Origin of the sequence: Deinococcus seoulensis (genome assembly GCF_014648115.1) — a bacterium.
Classification (GTDB): domain Bacteria; phylum Deinococcota; class Deinococci; order Deinococcales; family Deinococcaceae; genus Deinococcus; species Deinococcus seoulensis.
On sequence record NZ_BMQM01000003.1, the window covers coordinates 49,313 to 71,986 of the forward strand.

The 22,674-nt window shown below is 69.3% G+C and carries 24 protein-coding genes and 1 tRNA gene; 8 read left to right on the forward strand and 17 right to left on the reverse strand.

Going from position 1 to position 22,674, the window contains the following annotated elements; all coding sequences use genetic code 11:
• Nucleotides 1–208: 208 nt before the first annotated feature.
• The 6 genes from IEY70_RS03565 to IEY70_RS03590 form a co-directional block, all read right to left on the reverse strand.
• A complete protein-coding gene (locus IEY70_RS03565; RefSeq protein ID WP_189063630.1) occupies nt 209–1,021 on the reverse strand; it encodes an SDR family NAD(P)-dependent oxidoreductase in 813 nt (270 codons plus the stop codon).
• A gap of 126 nt (nt 1,022–1,147) precedes the next feature.
• On the reverse strand, nt 1,148–1,957 hold the full coding sequence (gene mntB / locus IEY70_RS03570; protein ID WP_189063631.1) for a manganese ABC transporter permease MntB: 810 nt from the start codon (nt 1,955–1,957) through the stop codon (nt 1,148–1,150).
• 76 nt (nt 1,958–2,033) lie between these two features.
• Nucleotides 2,034–2,756 carry a manganese ABC transporter ATP-binding protein MntA gene (mntA, locus tag IEY70_RS03575; RefSeq protein ID WP_189063632.1) on the reverse strand — a complete coding sequence of 241 codons (723 nt, stop codon included), beginning with the start codon at nt 2,754–2,756 and terminating at the stop codon, nt 2,034–2,036.
• A 183-nt stretch (nt 2,757–2,939) separates the two neighbouring features.
• On the reverse strand, nt 2,940–3,866 hold the full coding sequence (gene mntC / locus IEY70_RS03580) for a manganese ABC transporter substrate-binding protein MntC (protein WP_229777596.1): 927 nt from the start codon (nt 3,864–3,866) through the stop codon (nt 2,940–2,942).
• Entirely contained in the window at nt 3,863–4,120 is a 258-nt protein-coding gene (rpmB, locus tag IEY70_RS03585) for a 50S ribosomal protein L28 (RefSeq protein WP_189063633.1), read from the reverse strand. The genes mntC and rpmB overlap by 4 nt, the downstream gene beginning before the upstream one ends.
• 216 nt (nt 4,121–4,336) lie before the next feature.
• Nucleotides 4,337–5,410 (reverse strand): CobW family GTP-binding protein, encoded by a 1,074-nt coding sequence (locus IEY70_RS03590; protein WP_189063634.1) that lies wholly within the window; start codon nt 5,408–5,410, stop codon nt 4,337–4,339.
• Between the two features lie 151 nt (nt 5,411–5,561).
• Between IEY70_RS03590 and trxB the strand changes: the two genes are divergently transcribed.
• Together trxB and IEY70_RS03600 are read left to right on the forward strand one after the other, a co-directional pair.
• A complete protein-coding gene (gene trxB, locus IEY70_RS03595; protein ID WP_189063635.1) occupies nt 5,562–6,545 on the forward strand; it encodes a thioredoxin-disulfide reductase in 984 nt (327 codons plus the stop codon).
• A gap of 67 nt (nt 6,546–6,612) precedes the next feature.
• Complete coding sequence (locus IEY70_RS03600) at nt 6,613–7,128, forward strand: HD domain-containing protein (RefSeq protein WP_189063636.1); 516 nt, start codon at nt 6,613–6,615, stop codon at nt 7,126–7,128.
• A 90-nt stretch (nt 7,129–7,218) separates the two neighbouring features.
• Here IEY70_RS03600 and IEY70_RS03605 read toward each other — a convergent pair whose 3' ends face one another.
• Together IEY70_RS03605 and IEY70_RS03610 are read right to left on the reverse strand one after the other, a co-directional pair.
• Nucleotides 7,219–7,698 (reverse strand): FKBP-type peptidyl-prolyl cis-trans isomerase, encoded by a 480-nt coding sequence (locus tag IEY70_RS03605; protein WP_189063637.1) that lies wholly within the window; start codon nt 7,696–7,698, stop codon nt 7,219–7,221.
• Between the two features lie 96 nt (nt 7,699–7,794).
• Complete coding sequence (locus tag IEY70_RS03610; RefSeq protein ID WP_189063638.1) at nt 7,795–8,970, reverse strand: CAP domain-containing protein; 1,176 nt, start codon at nt 8,968–8,970, stop codon at nt 7,795–7,797.
• A 62-nt stretch (nt 8,971–9,032) separates the two neighbouring features.
• Here IEY70_RS03610 and IEY70_RS03615 point away from each other — a divergent pair, with 62 nt between their 5' ends.
• Entirely contained in the window at nt 9,033–10,229 is a 1,197-nt protein-coding gene (locus tag IEY70_RS03615) for a molybdopterin molybdotransferase MoeA (RefSeq protein WP_189063639.1), read from the forward strand.
• Between the two features lie 51 nt (nt 10,230–10,280).
• Here the strand turns inward: IEY70_RS03615 and IEY70_RS03620 are convergent, their stop codons facing one another.
• Together IEY70_RS03620 and IEY70_RS03625 are read right to left on the reverse strand one after the other, a co-directional pair.
• A complete protein-coding gene (locus tag IEY70_RS03620) occupies nt 10,281–11,747 on the reverse strand; it encodes a glycoside hydrolase family 13 protein (protein ID WP_189063640.1) in 1,467 nt (488 codons plus the stop codon).
• A 59-nt stretch (nt 11,748–11,806) separates the two neighbouring features.
• Nucleotides 11,807–13,114, reverse strand: coding sequence for an HD domain-containing protein (locus IEY70_RS03625; protein ID WP_189063641.1), 1,308 nt, complete (start codon nt 13,112–13,114; stop codon nt 11,807–11,809).
• A gap of 231 nt (nt 13,115–13,345) precedes the next feature.
• On the opposite strand from IEY70_RS03625, the gene IEY70_RS03630 reads away from it, so the two are divergent.
• Nucleotides 13,346–13,420, forward strand: a tRNA-Ala gene (locus IEY70_RS03630).
• Nucleotides 13,421–13,502: 82 nt separating this feature from the next.
• Here IEY70_RS03630 and IEY70_RS03635 read toward each other — a convergent pair.
• Together IEY70_RS03635 and IEY70_RS03640 are read right to left on the reverse strand one after the other, a co-directional pair.
• Nucleotides 13,503–14,729: a tyrosine-type recombinase/integrase gene (locus IEY70_RS03635; RefSeq protein ID WP_189063642.1), complete on the reverse strand. Its 1,227-nt coding sequence runs from the start codon at nt 14,727–14,729 to the stop codon at nt 13,503–13,505.
• Nucleotides 14,730–14,732: 3 nt separating this feature from the next.
• Nucleotides 14,733–14,939, reverse strand: a complete 207-nt coding sequence (locus IEY70_RS03640; protein ID WP_229777597.1) for a helix-turn-helix domain-containing protein — start codon at nt 14,937–14,939, stop codon at nt 14,733–14,735.
• A 126-nt stretch (nt 14,940–15,065) separates the two neighbouring features.
• Between IEY70_RS03640 and IEY70_RS03645 the strand changes: the two genes are divergently transcribed.
• Genes IEY70_RS03645 through IEY70_RS03655 form a run of 3 tightly spaced genes read left to right on the forward strand, consistent with a single transcriptional unit; the run spans nt 15,066 to nt 16,045 of the window.
• On the forward strand, nt 15,066–15,479 hold the full coding sequence (locus IEY70_RS03645) for a hypothetical protein (RefSeq protein WP_189063644.1): 414 nt from the start codon (nt 15,066–15,068) through the stop codon (nt 15,477–15,479).
• Between the two features lie 40 nt (nt 15,480–15,519).
• Nucleotides 15,520–15,693 (forward strand): hypothetical protein, encoded by a 174-nt coding sequence (locus IEY70_RS03650; RefSeq protein ID WP_189063645.1) that lies wholly within the window; start codon nt 15,520–15,522, stop codon nt 15,691–15,693.
• A 52-nt stretch (nt 15,694–15,745) separates the two neighbouring features.
• Entirely contained in the window at nt 15,746–16,045 is a 300-nt protein-coding gene (locus IEY70_RS03655; protein WP_189063646.1) for a hypothetical protein, read from the forward strand.
• A gap of 55 nt (nt 16,046–16,100) precedes the next feature.
• On the opposite strand, the gene IEY70_RS03660 is transcribed toward IEY70_RS03655, so the two are convergent.
• From IEY70_RS03660 to IEY70_RS03680, 5 genes are all read right to left on the reverse strand, one after another.
• Nucleotides 16,101–16,256, reverse strand: coding sequence for a hypothetical protein (locus IEY70_RS03660; RefSeq protein WP_189063647.1), 156 nt, complete (start codon nt 16,254–16,256; stop codon nt 16,101–16,103).
• A 490-nt stretch (nt 16,257–16,746) separates the two neighbouring features.
• On the reverse strand, nt 16,747–19,299 hold the full coding sequence (locus tag IEY70_RS03665) for a YfjI family protein (protein ID WP_189063648.1): 2,553 nt from the start codon (nt 19,297–19,299) through the stop codon (nt 16,747–16,749).
• A complete protein-coding gene (locus IEY70_RS03670) occupies nt 19,296–19,676 on the reverse strand; it encodes a hypothetical protein (RefSeq protein WP_189063649.1) in 381 nt (126 codons plus the stop codon). Before IEY70_RS03670 ends, IEY70_RS03665 begins: the two co-directional genes overlap by 4 nt.
• Nucleotides 19,676–19,915: a helix-turn-helix domain-containing protein gene (locus IEY70_RS03675; RefSeq protein ID WP_189063650.1), complete on the reverse strand. Its 240-nt coding sequence runs from the start codon at nt 19,913–19,915 to the stop codon at nt 19,676–19,678. Before IEY70_RS03675 ends, IEY70_RS03670 begins: the two co-directional genes overlap by 1 nt.
• 65 nt (nt 19,916–19,980) lie before the next feature.
• Nucleotides 19,981–20,628, reverse strand: a complete 648-nt coding sequence (locus tag IEY70_RS03680) for a hypothetical protein (protein WP_189063651.1) — start codon at nt 20,626–20,628, stop codon at nt 19,981–19,983.
• A 418-nt stretch (nt 20,629–21,046) separates the two neighbouring features.
• Between IEY70_RS03680 and IEY70_RS21240 the strand changes: the two genes are divergently transcribed.
• Complete coding sequence (locus tag IEY70_RS21240; protein ID WP_189063652.1) at nt 21,047–22,654, forward strand: GGDEF domain-containing protein; 1,608 nt, start codon at nt 21,047–21,049, stop codon at nt 22,652–22,654.
• The last annotated feature ends 20 nt before the right edge of the window (nt 22,655–22,674 follow it).

Sequence of the window (22,674 nt, forward strand, 5' to 3'; positions counted from 1 at the left end):
AGGCGGCAACTTGGAACACGGCAGTCAGGGGTTACAGACGCAAGGCAGGGAGGTCCTTTGAATGAGCGGAGGGGCAAACGACCGGGCAACCCCGGTGGTCAGGGCCGACCGTACCACGCGCCGCGCGGCGGGCACATGCGCCGGATGGCGGAGGGTTCCCTCACCCCTCCGGCGCTGTGCGATTCCTTCTCCCCAGTGGTCGGGGATTTCAGCTCTCGGCAGGCACGTCCGGGAAGTTGCTGAGGGGGAAGGTGTCCACGTTCGCGCTGCGCTGCTGCACCAGCACCCCGCCGTCCACGACCACGAACTGCCCCGTCACGTACGCCGCGTCGTCCGACGCGAGGAACGCCGCCGCGCCCGTCAGGTCCTCGGCGGTGCCGTAGCGGCCCAGCGGCACGGTCTTCTCCCGCTGCGCCAGATCCTCGCCTTCCAGCCCGTACGTGTTGATGAAGCCCGGCGTGATCCCATTCACGCGCACCCCGTACGGCGCCATGTCCAGCGCCAGCGCCCGCGTGAACGCCTCCACGCCGCCCTTCGCCGCGTCGTACGACGTGAAGCCCCGGTGCGAGCGGGTCGCGCCGCCACTCGACACGTTCAGGATCACGCCGCGCCGCCGCGCCGCCATGCCCCGCGCCGCCCGGTGAGCGCACAGGAACACGCTCTTCAGGTTCACGCGCAGGAACAGGTCCCACCACGCCTCATCCGCGTCCAGGAAGTGCCGCTGGTCACTCGTCAGGGCTGCGTTGTTCACGAGCACGTCCACTGGTCCCAGTTCTGCCTCGGTCGCCGCGAAGATCGCCTCCACGCCCTCCTGAACACTCACGTCGCCCGGCACGCTCAACGCCCGCGCGCCCGCCGCCGTCAGGGCGTCCGCGACCGCCTGCGCCGCCGCCGCGTTCACGTCGTTCACCGCGACCCGCGCTCCCTCTGCGGCATACCGGTGCGCCAGGGCCGCGCCGATCCCACCCCCCGCACCCGTGATGAGCACCGTCTTGTCCGTGAATCGCTGCAAAGTCGTCATGACGCACAGGGTACGGCAGGGGAGGGGACATGAGCGCTGAGCTGTGGGCTATGAGCAGGAAAAAAAGCCGGAGCGTGTGCCCCGGCGTTCTTCCTCACAGCTCAAAGCTCAGAGCCCACAGCCCCGTCACTCCCGTCTGCGGAACGCCAGCGCCAGCAGGAAGATGGCGGTGTTCACGAGGACGATGGTCGCGCCGGGGGCGGTGTCCTGGTAGTAGCTGAGGTACAGCCCCGTCACGCCGCCGACGGTGCCGAGCGCGGCGGCGAGGAGCATCATCTTCTTGAGGCTGCGGGCCAGGAGGCGCGCGGCGGCGCTGGACGTGATGAGCAGGCTGACGCTGAGGGTCGTCCCGACGAGCTGCACGGTCAGGACGACGACGAGGCCGATCAGGATCAGCAGCAGACTTTCGAGGCGGCGGACGGGGAGGCCCACGGCGCGCGCCTCGGTCGGGTCGAAGGACGCGAGCAGGAGTTCCTTCTGGATGGCGGTGAGGATGCCGCCGACGACGACCGTGACGGCCAGCGCGCCCCACAGGTCGGCGGGCGTGACGCCGAGTGGGTTGCCGATCAGGAAGTTGCTGAGGTCGGTGGTGAAGGTCGGCGCGCGCGACAGCATGACGATGCCGAGGGCGAACATGCCGACGAACACGATGCCGATGGCGCTGTCCTGCTTGAGGCCGCTGCGCCGCCCGATGGCGCCGATGCCCAGCGCGGTGAGGACGGCAGCGATGAGCGCCCCGACGAGCAGGTTGCCCTGCATGAGGAACGCGCCGACGATGCCGGGGAACACGGCGTGGCTCATGGCGTCCCCGATGTAACTCAGGCCGCGCAGCACGACCCACGCGCCGACGAGGGCACACAGGACGCTGACGAGCACCACGGCGAGCAGCGCGCGGGTGAAGAATTCGAATTGCAGGGGGTCGGTCAGCAGGTGCAAGGGAAGCCTCGGAGGTGCGGGAAGGTGGTCGGCGCGTGCAGGTGTTCCATCAACTTTCAACCATCACCTGTCGACCTCACGCCTCGGCGTGAGTATGGCCCAGGAAGCTGGTGCTGAACGTCGCCTCGATGTTCTGCGTGGTGTACACCTGTTCGGGCGTGCCGTCGGCGATCACGCGGCGGTTCACGAGCACCAGATGGTCGCACCAGCGCCGCGCCTGTTCCAGGTCGTGCGTGACCATCACGACGGCGCGGCCCCGGTCGGCCTGCGCGCGCAGCAGCCCCATCAGGGTTTCCTGCGTGGCGGCGTCCACGCCGGTCAGGGGTTCGTCCAGCAGCAGCAGGTGCCCCTGGCGGGCCAGCATGCGGGCCAGCAGGACCCGTTGCCGCTGCCCGCCGGACAGCGCGCCGATGTGCCGGCCGCGCAGGTCGTACACCCCGGTTTCTTTCAGGGCGTCCTCCACGATCTGCCGGTCCTGCTTGCCCGGCCAGCGCAGCCAGCCCAGGCGGCCGGTGCGGCCCATCATGGCGACGTCCCACACGGTCACGGGAAAGGCCCAGTCAAGGGTCTGCTGCTGCGGCACGTAACTGATGCACGAGCGGGCGCTGTGGCCCTCGTCGAAGCGCACGGCGTCCGCGTGGTCGGGCAGCAGGCCCACCAGGGTTTTCAGGAGGGTGCTCTTGCCCGCGCCGTTCGGGCCGATGATCGCACTGAACGTTCCAGCCTCGAAGCGGACGCTGGCGTTCTCCAGGGCCGTCTGCGGGCCGTATTTGACTGTCAGGTTCTCGACGCCCAGCATCAGACCAGCATACCTCCCCACGCGGTGATGTTGCGAGCGCAGAATCAAAAATGGGAAGTGGGGAGTAGGCAGTGGGTAGTGGGAAGGAGGCGGCATCGCATTTCCTTTCTGGCCTGCTCTTGACGTGTTGACCCAGGCAGACAACCCCCACTCCCCACTTCCTACTGCCTACAACCCACTCCCTCAGCGCGTTTTCAGCGCCTTCACCATGATGTCCACGTTCGTCCGGAACGCCTTGAGGTACGTCTCGCCGCCGCTGCCCTTGGGTCCCAGGGCGTCGGTGTACAGCGCGGGGGCGATGCGGGCGCCGGTCTCGCGGGCGAGCGTCTGGGCGAGGCGGGCGTTGACGGTGTTCTCCGTGAAGATCACCTTCGCTCCGGCCTTCTTCATGGTCTGGGTCAGCACGGCGAGTTCGCGGGCGCTGGGTTCACGTTCGGTGCTCAGGCCCGGAATGACCGCCCCGATCAGGCGCAGCCCGTACCGCTCGGCGAGGTAATGCAGGCTGTCGTGGTTCGTGACGAGCACGCGCCGCGCGGCGGGCACCGTGGCGAACTGTTTCTTCGCGTAGGCGTCGGCGGCGCTGATGGCTTTCAGGTGCGCGGCGGCGTTCTTCGCGTAGGTGGCCTTCCCGGCGGGGTCGAGGCGGGTCAGGGCCGCCTGGGCGTTCTTCACGTACCCGGCGGCCAGGGTGGCGTCCCACCACGCGTGCGGGTCGAGCGCGCCGTGGTCGTGGTCGTCATGCCCGGCTTCCGCGTGGTCCTCGCCTTCATCGGCGGCATGGAGTTTCAGGCCCGCCGTGAGTTCCTGCACGGGCACCCTGGGCGCGCTGGCCTTCAGTCTGGGCAGCCAGGGTTCCAGGCCCGCGCCGTTCGCGAACAGGGTGCGGCTGCGGGCGAGTTCGCGGATCGCGCCGGTGCTGGGCTGGAAGGTGTGGGTGTCCCCGCCGGGCGGCACGATGACGTTCACGCTGACGCGGGTGCCGCCGACGGCCTTCACGAAGTCCGCGATGATCGTGGTCGTGGCGCTGACCTGCAGGGGCGCGGCCTGCGCCGTGGGTGCGGCGCACGCGGCGAGCAGCAGCGCGGGCAGGAGGAGGTGGGGGCGCGTCACAGCAGTTCGATGCCCTGGTACGGGCCGCGGCTGAGGGTGCGCAGGGCGTTCGCGCTGAGCCAGACGGTCTTGACGGTGCTCTTGCCGTTCACGGTTTCGCGGATGGTTTTCTTCAGCAGGTTGGCGCGCTGTACGCGTTTGGTCACGCCGGTGACCTTGCGGCCCACGCCGCCCTGCGCGCGGGCCTTGCCGCGCCGGGTGACGCTGTTCACCACGAGGTTCTTCTTGCCGGTCAGGTAGCACTCACGACTCATATTGATATATCCTTATCACTTCTGGGGGTGGGGGAAAGGTTCAGCAGCGCACGTTCCGGCACAGGGGCTTACAGGATGGAACTGAATCGCTGATCGCTCGAATGACTTCCGTTTTCCCCTCTCCCCCAGCGGGAGAGGGAGGGAGGAGCGGAGCGACGGAAGGGTGAGGGGGCAATCACGCAACAGAAATCGATCTGACGGTGACAGAGTTAGGTCTCAGGCGCGCAGGGCGCCGCTCAGCAGTTGGTCCAGCGCGGCGCCGTCGAGGTCGTGCCCGATGAACACCAGTTCACTGAAGGCCTCGTCCGGACTGAGCCACTCGCCCGCCGTTTCCAGGGCCAGCTGCCGCCCGGTGTGGTTCCAGAGGGTCGCCACGCCATTGCCCAGGTTCACCCAGCCTTTGCTGCGGATTACGTTGCGCGGCAGGCCCAGCGTCAGCGCCGCGTTCAGCATGTCGGGGTCGAAGGGCTGCTCACTGCGGAAGATGTGGGTGCCCAGACCGTACGTCTCGGATTCCGGGGTGTGCTCTTTTTCCAGTTCGGCCATCCAGGCGTCGAGCTGGCTGGAGTGGTCGAAGTCGAACAGGCCGGTGTTCAGCAGCCCCTCGGCGGGCAGGACGCCGCGCGTGGCTTCCAGCACGCGGGCGCGGGGGTTGGTGATGCGGATCAGGTCGCGCAGTTGCCGCACGTCGTCGGGTGCGGCCAGGTCGAGTTTGTTCAGCACGACGATATCCGCGAATTCCAGCTGCTCGGCCAGCAGTTCCCCGAAGCCACGTTCAAAGTCGTCGCCGGGGATGGTGTCCTGGCGGTTCCAGAGCGGGAAGAACTGCGCGCTGTCCACGACGGTGATCATGGCGTCCACGTGCACGCGGCCCAGCAGGTCGGGAATGGCGGGCTGGCCTTCCTCGGGTTCGATCTCCAGTTCCTCTGGGGTCAGGCAGAAGCTCTGCGCGATGGGCAGGGGCTCGCCGATGCCGGTCGATTCGATCAGGATCGCGTCCAGGTCGCGCGTTTCCAGCAGGTCGTTCACGGCGTGCAGCAGGTCGCCGCGCAGCGTGCAGCAGATGCAGCCGTTACTCAGTTCGATGGTCTGCTCGTCGGTCTTGACCACGAGGCTGGCGTCGATGTTCACGGCGCCGAACTCGTTGACGATCACGGCGACGCGTTGACCGTTCGTCTGGGTCAGCAGGTGGTTAAGGAGGGTGGTCTTCCCGGCGCCGAGAAAGCCGCACAGGACGGTGATGGGCACGGAGGGGCGCGGGTCGGGTGGGGTGGGGGAGGCAGACGTCATCAGACGATAACGATAAATGATTATCAATAACTGTGCAAGCGTCTGCTACTGGCGCGGAGATCCCGCAGAATTCAATAGATGCAAAGTGCTTTAAAAAGTAAACTGTGCTTGACTGACTATCTGCAAACGTGCCCGGTGGTACGCTTCACCCATGACAGGCGACACCACCACCCACACCTACGACGTCGTGATCGTCGGCGGCGGCCCCGCCGGACTGACCGCCGCCATCTACACCGGCCGCGCCAGCCTCAGCACCCTGATCCTCGAAAAAGGCCTCCCCGGCGGCCAGATCGCCCAGACCGAGGAAGTCGAGAACTACCCCGGCTTCCCCGAACCCATCAGCGGCATGGAACTCGCCAGCCGCATGCAGCAGCAGGCCGAGAAATTCGGCGGCAGGATCGAGATGGACGAGGTCCAGAGCATCACCCGCGCCGACGACGACCGCGAACACGCCTACCCCTTCACCGTCACCGGCTACAGCGGCACCTACCGCGCCAAGGCCGTGATCCTCGCCACCGGCGCCAACCCCAAACGCCTGGGCATCCCCGGCGAGCAGGACTTCTGGGGCCGCGGCGTCAGCACCTGCGCCACCTGCGACGGCTTCTTCTACCGTGGCAAGAAGGTCGTCGTGATCGGCGGGGGCGACGCCGCCGTCGAGGAAGGCCTGTTCCTGACCAAATTCGCCGACGAGGTCACCCTGATCCACCGCCGCGACACCCTGCGCGCCAACAAGGTCGCCCAGGCCCGCGCCTTCGCGAACCCCAAGATGAAATTCGTCTGGGACACCGCCCCCGTCGAAATCCAGGGTGACGAGGCCGTCAGCGGCGTGCGCCTGAAGAACCTCAAGACGAACGAGGAATACGACATGCCCACCGACGGCGTGTTCATCTTCATCGGCCACACCCCCAACACCGAATTCGTGAAGGACACCGTCGCCCTGCGCGCCGACGGGTACGTGGAAGTCACCGACGAGATCTACACCAGCGTGCCCATGCTGTTCGCCGCCGGTGACGTCAGCGACTACATCTACCGCCAGCTGGGCACCAGCGTCGGCGCCGGCACGCGCGCCGCCATGAGCGCCGAACGCGCCCTGGCTGCCCTGGAACTCGAAACGGCCGAAACCGCAGCGGATTAAGAACACCTCTGCCCCCAGCGGAACGCCCCACCACCCGGTCGGCGTTCCGCTCCCTTATGCTCGGGGCATGCCTCACCGCACCCTCATGAGCCGCCTGCGCCGCAAGGCGACCGGGTACACGGCCAAGGTGCGTAGACTGATGCGCAGCCTGCGCCCCACCGACGCCTACCCCGACGACCCCTGGGCGCACACTCACCTGACTCCCGAAGAGCGGCGCGTGTACGACGCCATGGACCCCCGCGACCGCGAACACGCCTGCCGCGTCACCCGCCACCTGCTGCGCGACCACCCGCACGCCCCGCCCGAACTGACCGCCGCCGCGCTACTGCACGACTGCGGCAAGAGCCTGCGCCCCTACCACGCCTGGGAACGCGTACTGGTCGGCCTGATCCCCAACCGCGTGGCCCGCGTCCTGCCGCCCGTCGGGGCGCTCGGCATCCGCGCGCACCACCCGGAACTCGGCGCGCGACTGCTGGCGCACGCCGGAGCGCGGCCCCGCGTGGCCCGCCTCGTCGCCCGCCACCACCACCCCGGCGGCGACCCAGAGGCCGAACTGCTGCACCACTACGACGACCAGGAATAGGCCGGGTCCGGCAACATGAACTGAACAGCGCCGCCTCTCCCGGATGGGGAAGGCGGCGCTGTCCCGGGAAGTCAGGCTTCCCACTGTGGGTTACTCGTGGTCGTGATCCCCGTCGCTGTGCGCGTGACCGTGCTCGAGTTCCTCGGGCGTGGCGTCACGGACGGCCAGTACCGTCACGTCGAAGTCCAGGACCATGCCGGCCAGGGGCGGGTTGAAGTCCACCTTCACCACGTCGCCCTCCACGGCCATCACCGTGAACGGAATGACGCTGCCGTCCTCGGCCTGCGCGTAGTACGTCTGCCCGACCTCGATGTCGTCCTCGAAGTCCTCGCGGGACAGGTCCTCGACGTTCTCCTCGTCGCGGGGGCCGTAGCCCTCCTCGGGCTGCACCGTCACCTGCAGGCTGTCACCGGCGGCCTTGCCTTCCAGCGCGTCTTCCAGACCGGGGATGATGTTGTGGTGCCCGTGCAGGTACTCCAGCGGCTCGCCGGCTTCGCTCTGATCGACGATTTCGCCGTTCACGGTGAGTTTGTAATCGAGTTTGACAACCTTGTCCTGGGTAATATTCATGCGGTCTCCATTTCCCCGCCCGTCCCTGGAGGTCAGGGAACGCCGGGCAGGTTCTGCTGCCCAAGGAGTGTACCCTCTCGGCGTGGCGGTCAACCGTTACCGCACCCCGAAACTCCAGCCGACCCGCCCGGCGGTCGTGCCGAAACTCACCTGCACGCGGTCCCCGGCCCGCAGCGGCACGTGCGGCAGCAGCACCCCCGCCCCCTGCGCGCCCAGCACGCCCCGCCCCGCCTGCGTATCGCCCGCCGAGGCGCCCCGGAAGGACGCCGCGCTCAGCAGGCACGCGGCGGCGGGTTGCCCGTTCACCTTCAGGGCGGCGCTGCGTACCGTGACGCCCGCACCCATCAGCAGCGCGACCGGCGCGCCCGCCTCCTTCAGACCGCAGTGCACCAGCGGGTCCGGCCACTCGGACGCCGACGCACTCGCCGGGGCCACCGTCAGGTCCAGGCCAGCCTCCGGGCCGGGGTAGCGCACCGGGTACGCCTGACCGTCCGGCGCGTTCAGGCCGCGCCGCACGTCCAGCACGGCCGCCGACCGGAACGCGCCGCCCGCGTCGTGCGCCTCCCCGAACGCCACGCGGGTCAGGCGTGGGTCCAGCAGTTGCGGCAGGTGGAACGCGCCGCCCACCCAGTACGCCAGCGCCCGCCGCAGGTCACTGTCCGGCTGTGACGACACGAAGTAATGCCCGGGCGCGCAGGCCTCGCCCGCCGCCGACCGGTGGGGACTGGCTGGGTCCTCGCGGTGCTCGGCACGGTCGGCGCGCACCAGGTACCGCGCGTGCGCCGCGCAGCCCGCCTGCCAGTCCGGCTCGGCCTGCACCGCCCCCACGCCCGCCCCGGCCCGCAGGCGGTTCAGGAGAGGCAGTGGCCCGGTCGCCTCCAGAGTGCCGGTCGCCTCCAGAGCGCCGGTCGCCTCCGGATCGGCTGCCGGGGGAGGGACAGGGGAGACCGGGGGTGTCGGATCGGGTTGCCCTCTGCCTGTCGGGTCTGTGCCTGTCGGCGTGCGCGGCAGCGTGAGCGTCACGTCCGGCAGGGGCGGCGCGGCCTGCCCACCTGCCTGTCCACCTGCCTGCCCACCGGCCAGCGGGTCGGGCAGCAGGTCGGCCTCCGGGGCGGACGTGGTCGGCGCGGGCGGCGGCCCCTCCGCCTGCGGTGAGACAGGCAGCCACCCGGCCACCCGCAGGCCCAGCCACGCCAGAGCCAGCAGCGCGAGTAGCCAGACCAGCGCCCACGCGGCCCGCCGCGCCGCCCACCGCCAGGAAAAACCGTCCATGAATGCCTCATGGTACGGACGCCCGCACGCCCGCAGGCCCGCCCGACCCCTATCCTGCCTTCATGACTGCGCCGCTCCCCCCGTTCCCCATGCACGTCAGCGTGCAGGAGGCCCGCACCCTGCTGGCCGCGCTGCTTCCCGAACGCCGCACCGAGACCCTGCCGCTCGCGCAGGCCGCCGGGCGGACCCTGGCGGGCGACCTGCGCGCCCTGGTCAGCCACCCCAGCGCCACCGAGAGCGCCCTGGACGGCATTGCCGCCCGCGAGGCCGACACGCTGGGCGCTGCGCCGCCCACCCCGGTGCGGCTGCGCGTGATCGGCGAGAGCCGCGCCGGGGCGGCCTTCACCGGCACGGTCGGCGCGGGCGAGTGCGTGCGCATCTACACGGGCGCGCCCCTGCCGCCCGGCGCGGACGCCATCTGCCCGGTCGAACAGCTGCTCGACGACGGGCCGGACGGGGTGCTGCTGCGCCGCCCCGCCAGTCCCGGCGACGTGCGCCACGAGGGCGGCGACTTCCGCACCGGCGAGGTCGTCATGACCGCCGGTCTGCTCCTGACCGCGCCCCGGCTGGCGCTGGCCGCCGCACTCGGGCACCCGCAGGTGCCGGTGCTCGCGCCGCTGCGCGTGGCGCTGCTGTCCACCGGGGATGAGGTCGTCCCGCCCGGTCAGCCCCTCACGGCCGGGCAGGTGTATGACAGTAACTCCGTGGGCCTGCGCGCCATGCTGATCGAGGCCGGGTGCGAGGTCATCCCCCTCGGGCACGCCCCGGACAGCCCCGAGGCGCTCCAGGCCGCCATCGACCGTGCAGGCGGCGCGGACGCGCTGCTCACCAGCGGCGGCGTCAGCATGGGCCGGTACGACTTCATGCGCGACCTGCTGGTCGAGCAGGGCCGCGTGAGCTTCTGGAAGGTACGCATGCGTCCCGGCGGTCCCGCCATCCTGGGCGGCTGGAACGGCCTGCCTGTGTTCGGTCTGCCGGGCAACCCGGTCAGCAGTCTCGTGGTGTTCCACGTGATCGTGCGGCCCGCCCTGACCGGCCAGCCCCCGCAGACGCTGCGCCTGCGCGCCGCCACGCCCTTCCGCGCCCTGCCCGACAAGACCGCCTTCTGGCGCGCCACCCTCCAGAACGGCACGGTCAGCGACTACGGCCAGCAGGGCAGCGGCATCCTCCGGTCCCTCAGCGACGCCGGGGCGCTCGTCATCGTGCCCGAAGGCCAGCCCGTCGCGGCGGGCGACGACGTGGACGTGATCCTGCTGTAAAGGATGCTGGGAGGCAGGTCGCAGTGAACCGCCCCCCACGCCCCGCGTCCCTTACCCCAGCGGAACGAGGACCAGCGCGCCGCGCGCCGGGACACTCAGGGGCGTGTCGCCGGTCAGGGTCAGGGTGCGGCCCGTCAGGACGTCGCGGTAATCGCCGGGCGCCACGCCCGTGAACGGCAGGTGCGTGTCCCGGGTGGCGGTGTTCAGGGCGACGTGGGCATTGCCAGCCTCGTGGCGGCGCATGAAGACCACGCCCTCACCCTGCGCGTGCGTGACCTCGAAGGTGCCGCGCGTCAGGGCGGGCGTGGCGTGCCGGGCGGCCGTCAGGGCGCGGGTCAGGGCCAGGGTGTCCGCATCCCACTCCTGTTCGTTCCAGGGGAACGCGCGGCGGCAGTCGGGGTCGGGACCGCCGGGCAGGCCGATCTCGTCACCGTAGTAGATGCAGGGCGCGCCCACGTACGTCATCTGGAACACGGTCGCCAGCCGGTACGCGGTCGCGTCGCCGCTCACGGCCGTCAGGAAGCGGGCCGTGTCGTGCGAGTCCAGCAGGTTCAGTTGTGCCCGCACGATGTCCGGGTGGTACATGTTCTTCACGTCGGTCATGCGGGCCGCGAACGCCTCGGCGGTCATGGGGTCCACGCGGCCCGTGCCGCTGCGTTCGTTCATGGGGTGGTCCAGCGTGCGCGCCCCGAAGAACGCCAGACACGGCCGCGTGAAGTGGTAGTTCATGACCGCGTCGAACTGGTCGCCCTGCAACCAGCGGTGCGCGTCGCCCCAGATCTCCCCGACGATGTACGCCTCGGGGTTCACGGCCTTCACGCGGCGGCGGAACTCCTGCCAGAAGGAGTCGTCGTCGATCTCGTTCGGCACGTCCAGCCGCCAGCCGTCGATCCCGAACTGCATCCAGTACTCGGCCACGTCCCACAGGAACTCCCGCACGGCCGGGTTGCCCGTGTTGAACTTCGGCAGGGCGCGGTTGCCCCACCACGCGGCGTAATTGGCGGGGCGGGTGTCGTCGTACGCCTGGAGGGGCCAGCCGTCCACGTGGAACCAGTCGCGGTACGCGCTCGCCTCGCCCTGTTCCAGCAGGTCGTTGAACTGGAAGAACCCTCGACTGGCGTGGTTGAACACGCCGTCCAGCACCACCCGCAGCCCGCGCGCGTGCGCCGCGTCGATCAGGGCGCGCAGCGCCTCGTTCCCGCCCAGCATGGGGTCCACGCGGTAGTAGTCGTGCGTGTGGTAGCGGTGGTTACTGGCCGACTGGAACACCGGGCAGAAGTAGATGGCAGTCACGCCCAGACTCTGAATGTGATCCAGATGCTCGATCACTCCCCACAGGTCACCGCCCATGTACCTGTGGAAGTGCGGCGTGTCGCCCCAGGGTTGCAGGTTCAGGCCCGTCACGCGGCCCGAACGGGCGAAACGGTCGGGGAAGATCTGGTAGAACACCGCGTCCGCCACCCAGTCGGGCGTGATGGGATGCGTGTCGCGGGAATGGTCGGGGCGCAGCGGATTCATCTCTGCGGCAGCATAGCGGGGATTGACTGGCAGTCCCCTGACAGCGGCGTGATTCGCGGTCAGGATGAGGGAGTCCGCTCTGCCCAGGCCCGCACGAACGCCCGCGCCCCGTCCGGCGTGGTCACCTCGCCCAGCGCGGCCGCCTCGGCCAGGGCGCGGGCCGCTACACCCACGCGCGGCCCCGGCGGGATGCCCAGCAGCGCCATGATCGCCTGCCCGTCCAGCAGCGGCGGCGGGGGCGTGGGCTGCTCCTCCAGCGCCGCCAGCACCCGCTCGAAGCCCCGCGCGTACGCCCGCCGGGACGCCTCACTGCTCGACGGGCCGCGCGCCGCCTCGCGGTCCGCCAGCATCAGGGACAGCAGGTCCGGCAGCAGGTCCCGCCGCCGGTGCACGAACCGCCGCGCCTCCCGCTCGTTCGCCGGGAGCGGCAGCATGTGCGCCCCCACCAGCGCCGACACCCGCCGCACATCGTCCCCCGGCAGTTTCAGGCGGGTCAGGATCCCGGCACTCAGGTCCGCCCCCACCCGCTCGTGCCCATGGAACGACACGCGGCCCGTCACGGGGTCCACGGCGCGCGTGCGGGCCTTGCCCACGTCGTGTAGCAGCGCCGCCCAGCGCAGTGTCAGCGGCGCGTCCGGCCGCCGCGCCAGCAACTGATGCAGCGCCTCCAGGCTGTGCCCGAACACGTCCAGGTGATGAAAGCCGCCCTGCGCCACCCCCAGCCCCTCGCGCACCTCCGGCACGGTCAGGACCAGCAGGCCCAGCTCCTCCAGGCGTGCCACGCCTCGCGCCGCCTCTGGCGACCCCAGCAGCGCGTGCAGTTCATCCCGCACCCGCTCCCGGGCAGGCATGGGCAGGCGGCCCGCGCCCAGGTCCAGGGCCACCTCCCGCACCGCCGCCTCCGTGCCCGCCTCCAGCCGGAAGCCCAGCGTGCCCTCGAAGCGCGCCGCCCGCCACGCCCGCAGCGGGTCGGCCCGCAGGTTCTCCCGCGACACCATCCGCAGCCGCCGTGAGCGCAGGTCCGCGCGGCCACCCGCCGGGTCCAGCACCCGCCCGTCCGCCCACACGCCCAGCGCATTCACCGTGAAATCCCGCCGCAACAGGTCCGCCGTCACATCAACCGGCAGCGGCACCAGATCATGCTGCACGCCGCCCGGCGCACTGACCCGCCAGTACCCACGCTCCTCGTCCAGCGGGAACGCCGCCCCACCCGACACCCGCGCCAGCTCCTGCGCCGCGCCCGCCGGGTCCGGCACCGCCCAGTCGAAATCCTTCGCGGGCACGCCCCGCAACCAGTCACGCGCCGCGCCGCCCACCAGCAGCGCACCAGGCGGAAACTCAGGCAGAGGTGCGCGACGACTGAACATCCCCCCATGCTACCCACCCGCCGCCGCCCACGCCTTATACGGACTCCGATTGAATGGCTTATAAAGCCGCTGGGTCCGAGCGGATGCGAGTAGGAGAGAAACGGGTTCCGGACGTGGAGTTGACGACCCGGTGCTGTTCCGGGTTGTCAACGAAACAAACGGCAGTCCGTATGCGCCATCTGGCCCACACTTGCCAAACCCCCCGCAAGCTGGTACAGTTCACGGCGCTGAGGGGGCTTAGCTCAGCGGGAGAGCATCCGCTTTGCAAGCGGAGGGTCTGGGGTTCGAATCCCCAAGCCTCCACCAAGAAAAACCGCGCCTAGTGCGCGGTTTTCTTTTGTCGATTTTCGCCCAGCCGGGGCGCGTGACCAACCCGTGACCAACCGGCCTAATTCATCACCCTGGGCCGCACCAAGTCCGACAGGTTCACGGCCCACTCTTCATGCTCGCTCTGGTAAACCGTCCGGTACACGTCTGCCGTGAAGCTGGGCCGCGAGTGCCCCAGCTTCTCACTCACCACTTCCAGCGGCACACCCCGGCGCAACATCAGCGAGGCGTGCGTATGCCGTAGCCCGTGCACCGTGACTTCACGCACCCCAGCTTCAGTGCAGAACGCCGCGAGGTATCGCCTCAAGCCCGCTGGGGGCAGGGCGCGGCCCGTAATGCCTGTGAACACGTACCCCGTGTCTTCCCAGCCCCTCTTCCGCACGTAGGTCTTGGGATGCCCCGGCACGCGCTGCCCAGGCGCGAGTGCGGCCCGCTCGAAATCCTGCACGGCCTTCTGACGGTTCAGGCAGTCCAGTGCCTCAGGTGACAGGTGTACGCGCCTCGCGCTCTTCGCCGTCTTGGGTGTGCTGACGTGCGCCTTGCTGCCAATGGTCACAAGGTTCTCTCTGATCTGCACCGTCCCGGCGTTCAGGTCGACGTGTTCCCACTTCAGACCGCAGGCCTCGCCCCGGCGTAGGCCGGTGTGCAGCATGAACTCAAAGACCAAGCCCCAGCGGCTCGCCCGCAGTGCGGGCAGCAGCGCGGCCACCTCTTCAGCCGTCAGGGCCTTATCGACCGGCGCGGCCGTGGCGTCCCGCTTCACCGGCTGGGGCCTGACCACTGCCGTAGGGTCACGCATGACCAATTCCAGCCGTAGCGCCTCGCTGAAGGCCCCGTGCAGAACGTTGTGGGCTTGCCGCTGCATGGAATCCCCCAGGCCAGCCGCGCCCAGTCCCGTGTACAGGCCCCGCAGATCAGCGGGCCGCACGTCCTGTAGCCGCTTGCGCCCCAGCGCGGGCGTGATGTGCAGGTCAATCAGCTTGCGGTAGTTGTGATGTGTCTTCGCCGCGAGGCTGGGCCGCTTGCTTGCAAGCCACCTGTCCAGCCACTCGCCCAGCGTCACGCGGTCAGGCGCGGCCACACCCCCGCGCATGTGGTCAGCCTGGGCCTGAGTCATGGCCGCCCATGCTTCCTTCTCGCTGGGGGCCGTGCCGGTCTTGCGGATGGGCGTACCGTCCGGCTTCAGGCCCACCGTGATACGCCAGCGGTACTTCCCACTGGGCAGCGGGTCGATACTGCCGCGCCCGTTCCCGGCCTTCTGATCTGCCTTCGCCTTCGCCCGTGCCACGGCCTAGCCTTCCCGCTTGGGAACCGCGATCAGTTCCAGGCCCAGCGCGTCCAAGACCCGCTGCCAGTTGTCAGGGACTTTGCCAACCGTGCCGCTCAGAAGGCGGGTCACGTTGGCCCGTTCAATGCCGGTCAGGTCTGCCAGCTCTTGGTGGGTCAGGCCCTTCTCTTTCATGGTGCTCTTCACGCTCTGCCGGACTGTTTCGTTCATTCCTGTCATGGTATCACCCCTTGACACATAGTATCAGAATCCGATACAATGTCAATCAGCAGAAGGGGCGGCACTCCCGCGAAGAAATGACCGCCCCGGCTGACTCCCAAGAGAAGAGGAATCGACATGCAGACTACCAAACCCCGCAGCATCACCCGCACCTGGGAAGCCGTCACGCATCACGAGATGGACCGCGTGGTGGTCATGACCACCGTGCAGACCGTGACCCTGAGCGCAGACCGGCACGGCCACAAGACCGCCCAGATCGACGGCAAGCCCGCCCAGGTGGAAGAGGCCGTGAACATCCTGAACCGCGCCGCCCGCGTCACGCTCATCAGCGAGGAACGCCAGCCCATCGGCAAGCCCCGCGCCGCCCGCCTGCACACCCTCATGGGCCGCGCCGGAATCCCCAGCGGCGAACACTACGCCTTCGCCGGGGCCGCACTTGACCGCCCCGTGTACAGCCTCGCGGCCCTCACGGAAGAGGAAGCCCGCGCCGTCTGGGCCTTCCTGACCTACACCCACCCTCACGCCGCCTGAACACCCACGGGGGGCCCCAGCGCCCCCCACAGAGGACACAATGACCGACACCCACAAACAGACCGCCCAAGCTGCCCAGCAAGCCCCCATGACCCCCGCAGAGCGGGGCGCGGCCCTCGCCCGCATCGAAGACCGCCGCGCCCAACTCACAGCGGAACTCGCCCAGCTCGCCGCGATTGAAGCCGGACACCGCGCCGCACTCGCCCAGGCCTGAAGCCCCAGCCGGGGGGCCGCTCGCCCCCCACATTCCCCGGAGGTATCGACCCATGACCCACTGCGCCCGCTGTGACCGCCCGCACGCCCAGCCCATCACGCACCCCACCGGAGGAACTGAAGACCTCTGCCCGGACTGCACGGCCCGCGCGGCACTCGAGTACGCCGCCGCGCAACACCTGCACGCCCTACTTGCCCCCACCCTGACCACCTGGGCGCGGCATTGGGTTGCCGCTGGGGTGCAGCCCCAAGACCTCGCGGCTGTACTGGAAGCGCACGGCGTGACCTGGGGCACCGGCCCCCGTGACCCCTACGCAGCGGCCCAGGTGGTAGTGCGTGACGCGCTGAATTGATGACAAATGATGTGCAGAGGCCCCCAGTCACGGGGGCCTCTTTCGTGCGGTCAGATCAGGCCGCGCCGTACTTCAGCAGCAGCATGTGCCGCGTGACCGGCTTCAGCTTGGCCCAGTACCCGTTCCACACGTCCCGCTTGCCTCTGACGCTCAGGGCAGCCCAGCGGGCAGGGCTGAAGGCTGGGGGCTTCTGTACTGGAATGGTGTTCATGCGTTCCCCTTCGACTTCCAGCCGCGCCCCTCACGGGCCGCACAGATGGTGTGTGGGAAGGTCAGCACGGGCAGAGCGGGGTTCCCGTCTGCCCAGCCGTGCGAGGCGCGGCCCAGGCGGCACAGCCCATCACCGTAGGCGTCTGGGCCTTCCCAATGGGCGCAGCATCCGCAGTGCCCCGGCTGGGCCGCGAGGGCTGCCACGTTCAGGTGCCCATTCGGCAACCGGAACGGGTCGACCTGTTTTTTCTGGGCAGATACCCCACCTACCCCACTGCCAGAACTGCCAGAAGGGGGGTGCATCCCGGCACTACCGGAAGGCCCAGCCCCCACCGGCTGGGGGGCTTCTGTCACTTCTGGCAGTGAGGGGGGCAGGGTATCCGGCAGTTTTTCGCCCAGGCTCAGGCCCTCGCGGGTACTTTCGGCACTTCTGGCAGTGGGGGGGGTGGGGTGCGCGTCAGCTTTTCGGCGTGACCGCATCTTGAACACCGTCACGCTTCACCCCCACCGTCAGACAGGAAGTCCGGGTGTAGGCGTAGAACTTCCAGCGGTCGACCGGGCGTCTTGACCTTCTCAACCTGCACCCACCCCAGATCAGAGAGGGCCTGCACAGCCATGCCCAGCTCTTCATCACTCAGGCCCGCCCATCCCTTCCGGCGAAGGTCGCGCAGCCTGTCACCTTCCCTGACCGCGCCGCCTTCGATCTTCTCTGCCAGTGCATGCGCGGGGGTGAACGCCGTTCCCAGGTCATGGGCGTACACTTTCCGGGCGTGCAGCTCCAGGAAGTCGACCCAGTTCAGTGCCAGGTCTAACGCCTGGGCCGTCACGGGGGGCAGTGCGGCCGGGTGCAGGGTGGGCGCGGCCACGTCCACAAGATGGAAGATCAGCGCGAGGGACGGCGCAAGAGAGCGGTACTTCCCCAGGTGGGATTCAAACGCGGGGAACTTGACCAACTCCCCACCCCGCAGCCGGACTTCCAGCGCGTCACGCCACTCTATGAACACGGCCTGGGCTTCCTCGCTGAAGGCCAGCGTGACCGGCTCAGAAGACTGCCGCACGGTGTCCAGCGTCTCAAAGACCGCGAGGGCCTGGGCCTTCGCCGCCGCGTCAGCCTGTCGGCTGGGCCGCTTCCAGGCGGGCAGCCCGTCCGGGTACACCAAGAGCTGGAACCGCTGAAGGAAGCCCACGTCAGCCGCAGCCCCGGCGCGGCTCTTGCTCACGAACCGCTGAAGCGGCCCCGGCTGGATTGCACCCATCACGGCCATACAGAGGTTATCGACCCGGACAGTCCCGCGCCCGATCCGGTCGAAGGTGTATGACCCATCCCCGTTCCACGTTTGCAGCCAGAAGGAACGCGGCTCAGAGTTTTCTTCACGGCCCATGGCCTCAATCCAGCCGCTCAGCTCATCCCGCACCATGGTCAGCCCAAGAGGGTTCTCTCTCAGCAGCTCGCCCAGCTTTTCGTAAGTGGTGTTCTGCACCATGTACCGCCGGGGCGTAGGCGCGGCCTCTCGCGCTTCCAGCCGCAGTTCCCGCAGGGCGTCCAAGTCCAGCTTGCCGCTTTTCTTGGAATCCTTCTTGATCTGTTCCTCTTGCATCTTCAGGGCTTCCAGCTTCAGTTCCCGGTCGACCTCGCCCGCTTCAAACTCATCACGGGCGCGGGCTTCCAGTTCATGCAGCGGCGCGAGGGCCGCATCAAGCTGCATGCTCTTCATCCCGCTGGGCCGCTGAACCAACGCGCCCCAGAGGTTCGGGACAACGCGCCAAGAGTTGTCCAGGCCTTCAGGTGCAAGCTGCACAGCCCGCCCGATCAGCCCGGACAGGGCCGCGAGGGCTGACGCGGCCAAGCCTTCCAGCGGCACGCACGCCAGCTCTGCGAGGTCGACCAACCAACCGCGCAGCGCGGGCGGCAGCATCTCAGGCGGCAGGGTGGGTGCAGGCGGCAGGGCAGCGGGCAGCGGTTGCCGTTCACCCCACGTCAGGGCAGCCGGTGCAGCGTCACCCGCTGGGCCGCTCTTGCCCTCGCTCTTCTGGCCTACGCCGCTCAGGTCGCGCGGCTTGGCCTTCCCGCTGCCCAGGCCAGAGCGCACGGTAGCTTGCACCTCTGACCCTTCCAGTCCAGCGGCACGCGCTGCCTCGCTCAATTCCTGGGCCGCGTGCAGTTCGTCCAACACCCCAGCGCCTACCAGGGTGCCCAGGTTGAACGCGGCGCGGTTCAGAGCGTCATTCCGGCCACCCTCGCCCGCAGAGGCGACGGCGCCGCACTCTTCAGCAAGCGCCCGCTGCACGTACCGTTCAAGGGCCGTGCCGCTGCCCACCTGGGCGGGTGCGGGGGTGTGCGTGGCCGGCGCGGCCTTCCTCGCGGCGCTGGGCAGAGCTTCGAAGGCCCCATGTTCTACCCAGGCGTCGGCATCGATGTAGATGACCTGCACGGGCAGAGGCCGCGCCGGATTCTTCAGGTTCAGCCCACCGGGTAGCCGCATGATGCGGGACAGGTCTTTCACGGTGGAATCCGCGCCCAGGTGGGCGAAGAGTGCCGCAAGTTTGGCGTTGGTGGGTTCAGTCTCGCCCGTGCCGCTGGGCGTGGTGCGCCGTGTCCAGTGCAGGTGCAGCCCGTGCCCGCTATCGACTACCGCGCGGGGCGGGATGTTGTACCGGGCGCACACTTCCAGCGCATCAGCCAAGAGCGCCGTCTTGTACTCGCGCAGCTCTTCGGGATCAGTCTCTTTCAGCGTGGCTTTGGTCAGCCCGCCCGTGTAGCTGGGGGCCTCTGCCAGATCAAGGTCGACCCACTGCAGGTGGGTGGGTTGGCAGTTCTCTTTCTTGCCGTTGGCGGTATTCCGGCGAAGGGCCATGCCCATGTACGCCTCTTCGCCCGCTGGGATGCGGTCAAGGGTGAACTCTTGGGGGTGACCTTCGAAGGCAGGCCAGGGCATCCACGCTTTTCTCTCGCTGGGCAGGAACCTGAACTCAACGTGTCCGGGGTGAGGGTTCACGCCGCGATACAGGAACGCTACCCACTCGCGGGGCGTGAAGGCCGTCACTCGCGCCCCATGCGGGCGCGTTCCAGCCGCGCGGCCTTCTCTGCCCGGATGCGGCCGCTTGCCCGGAGCATTCCAGGCCAGAGCATCACGCGGGCGAAGACCCCAGGGCACACCACGGCCACGGCCACGGCTTCCGGCGCTTGCCCGCGGCTGAAGGCCAGCAAGAGCAGCGGGTGAACCTCTCCCGGCACGTAGGGCCGCACGTAGCTCAGGGCGTCAGGGTGCTGGGCGAAGTAACGGGCGTCCCGGCGCTTGGCGACGGGTTCCCCGTCCGGCAGGGGCAGCATCTTCATGATGGGCGTGGCGTTTATCGTTTCCTCTAAACTGTGGTCAGCGCCGTGCCGCGCCGCCCCCCCGTCCTGTCCACGGGGGGGCATCAGTTTGCCCCCGTGCTCTGGGCCGTCACGTAGGCTTCCAGCGCCTCGCGGGGAATGCGGATCACTCGCGCCCCGATCTTCACGGCCCGCAGTCGACCGGCGCGAATCTCTTTGTAGACCAGGGCAGTGTGCACGCCCAGGTGTGCAGCGGCCTGGGGAACGTCAAGGTATGCGGGCAGGGCGGGCGCGGTCGCGCCGTTCACGGTGACGGGTACGCCGTCGATATTCAGAATGGTCAAGGGAACACCTTCCAACTTTCACCCCGCATCAGCGGGGGCAGAACTTCAGCTCTTGGCGGAAGTTCTCAGTTGGTGGGCGCGTTGGGTTGAATCTGGGGCCGGTACTCGACCGGGCGCGGCCTCTTCACGCGGCTGGGCGGCACGGGCAGCGCGGGGCGGGCCGTGAGGGCTTCCAGGCGGGCTTCCTCGCGGCGCACCTGGGCCTGGGCCTCTTCGCCCGTCAGACCGGCTTCATGGGCTTCCTGACGCTTCAGCGCCCGCCACAAGTGCCGGTGTCTGCGCCTGTGGAAGAGGTCGAAGGCCCAGGCTTCCAGCAGTCGCGCCCCGTGCGCCTCGTCGACCGCGCCCAGCCGCTCGGCAAGCTCTGCCGTCTTGACCGTCCGGCGTGCCCGCACCTGGGCGGCATACCAGCGGGTCACGGCATCAGCGCGGGCCTCTTGCTGGGCGAGTTGCCGCGAGGCTTCCAGCTCTTCAGCCTCGCGCCGGTCTTCAGTCCAGCCGCGAGGAATCCAGCCGGACAGGCCAGCCGCTACGGGGTTCAGGTCAAGCGCCCATACCCAGCGGGTCCGGGACTCTTCGCCCCGGCGTTCACTTCGCCACTCGCGGCCCAGCTTGCGGGCTTGGTGCTTCTCTCGCGCTTCCCCTGCACCGAACAGCAGGAAGCCGCGCGTGAGGCGCTGACGGCGTTCCTGGGGTGAGGGAAGAGCGGGCATGTATCAAATACTAGCACCATCACGCCCCGTCATGTCCAGTAATCCACAGCGCATGAACCGCGCCTGTCATGACCAACCGTGACCAACCCGTGACCAACACACCCGCATACGTGCGTTATCAAGAGTGCATAAGCCGGGGCGCGGCATGTTCGAAAATGACCACTTGGGCGGCATAAATCAGAACACCCGTTCTCTTGCGCGACCGCCCGTAAATAGGTGTAGGCCCAGTTTGCAAGCGGAGGGTCTGGGGTTCGAATCCCCAAGCCTCCACCAATACGGGGAAGGGCCAGGAGTTTCGACTTCTGGCCCTTCCCCTTTGTGACCGGAGTGCGTGTGGGGCGGGGTTGCTGACCTTCAGACGGCGCGGGTGTCAGATGGGTGTGTGGTGGTATTCCTTAGGGTACTGGTGGTTGTGCTGATGATGAACCGGTTCCCTCTTCCCTGGCTGTTCGCGCCGCTGCTGCTGCTGGCTGGCGCGTACACGGCGCTGCTGGCGTGGGGTGTGCTGGCCGGGGTGGACCTGCCGTGGCTGAACCTGATGTACGGGGCGGTGCCGGTGGTGGCGGTGCTGGCGGTCGGGCAGGCGTGGTGCGCGCAGGTGCGCTCGGAGGGGGGCGGGTGCCTGAGGGCGGGCGGCTGGAGTGCCAGTGGCCGGCTGGGCTGGGCGCTGCTGAGCCTGCTGGCGCTGGCGGTTGCCGAGGTGGCGTACGTCACGCTGTTCGACCTGTCGGGCGTGGACGCCCCGGACGTGTCGTTCGTGGACGGCCTGTACTACCTGTACTACCTGGGGTTGCTGGGCGTGCTGTGGATGGACCGCGCGGCCGGGTCGCAGCCGGGGCGGCCGGTGTCGCGCGGGGTGCTGGGAGGGTGGCTGCTGGACAGTCTGATCACGGTGGTCGTGGTGGGCGAGGTCTCGTGGGTGCTGGCCGTGTCGCCGCTCCTTCAGGATTCGGGGTCGTCGGTGGTGTTCAAGGCGGTCAGTGCGTCGTACGTGGTGCTGGACCTGACCCTGCTGACCGTGGGCCTGCTGCTGCTGCGGCGGCGGCTGGAACCGGCGCGGTTGCCGCTGGTGCTGGGCCTGATGGTGTACGTGGGCGCGGACCTTGCGTACCTGCTGCTGGGCGATCAGTACCAGTCGCGCGGCATGCTGGACGCCCTGTGGGTGTGGGGCACGGTGGGGCAGGCGGTCGGCGTGACCCTGCTGACCCGCGCGCAGGCGGTCCCGGCGGACGCGGCGCGCGTCACGCGGGGCGGCGGGTGGCTGGACACGCTGCTGCGGGCGTTGCCGTACGCGGCCGTGACCGTGGCGTGCACGCTGCTGATCCTGCGCGGCGCGGCGTCCGACCTGACCGGGCGCGGCGTGGCGTGGTTCACGGTGACGGTATTCATGCTGGTCATGCTGCGCCAGGGGCAGGGGTTCGTCGAGACGGGCCGCCTGAACCGCCGCCTGACCGCGCAGGCCGCCGAACTGGAACGCAGCCGCGACGAGATGGAACACCTCGCGCATCATGACGGCCTGACCGGACTGCTCAACCGTGACGGCTTCTACCGCCTGCTGCTCGGCGCGCCGGACCACGCGGAACTGACCATCCTGATGATCGACCTGGACGGCTTCAAACCCGTGAACGACACGCACGGGCACGCGGCCGGAGACGCGGTGCTGCGCGAGGTCGGCCTGCGCCTGCGGGGGCTGGCCGGGCAGGCGTTCATCCCGGCGCGGCTGGGCGGCGACGAGTTCGCGCTGGTCAGCCTGGACCCGCGTGGACCGGAGCTGGCGCCACCCCTGGCCGGGCAGGTGGTGCAGGCGCTGGCCCGCCCGTACCGGCTGCCGGGCGGGTCGGCGCAGCTGGGCGCGTCGGTCGGGGTGGCGTCCCGTGCGGCCAGTGCAGTGGCGAGCGCGGCCGCGGGCGGTGAGGTGATCATGCAGCGGGCGGACGCCGCGCTGTACCGCGCCAAGCGGGCGGGCGGGAACCGGCTGGAGGTCGAGGCCGTCACGCAGGTTTCCGCGCCTGTCGCGGGCGGCTGAACCCGACGCCCGGCCCGGTC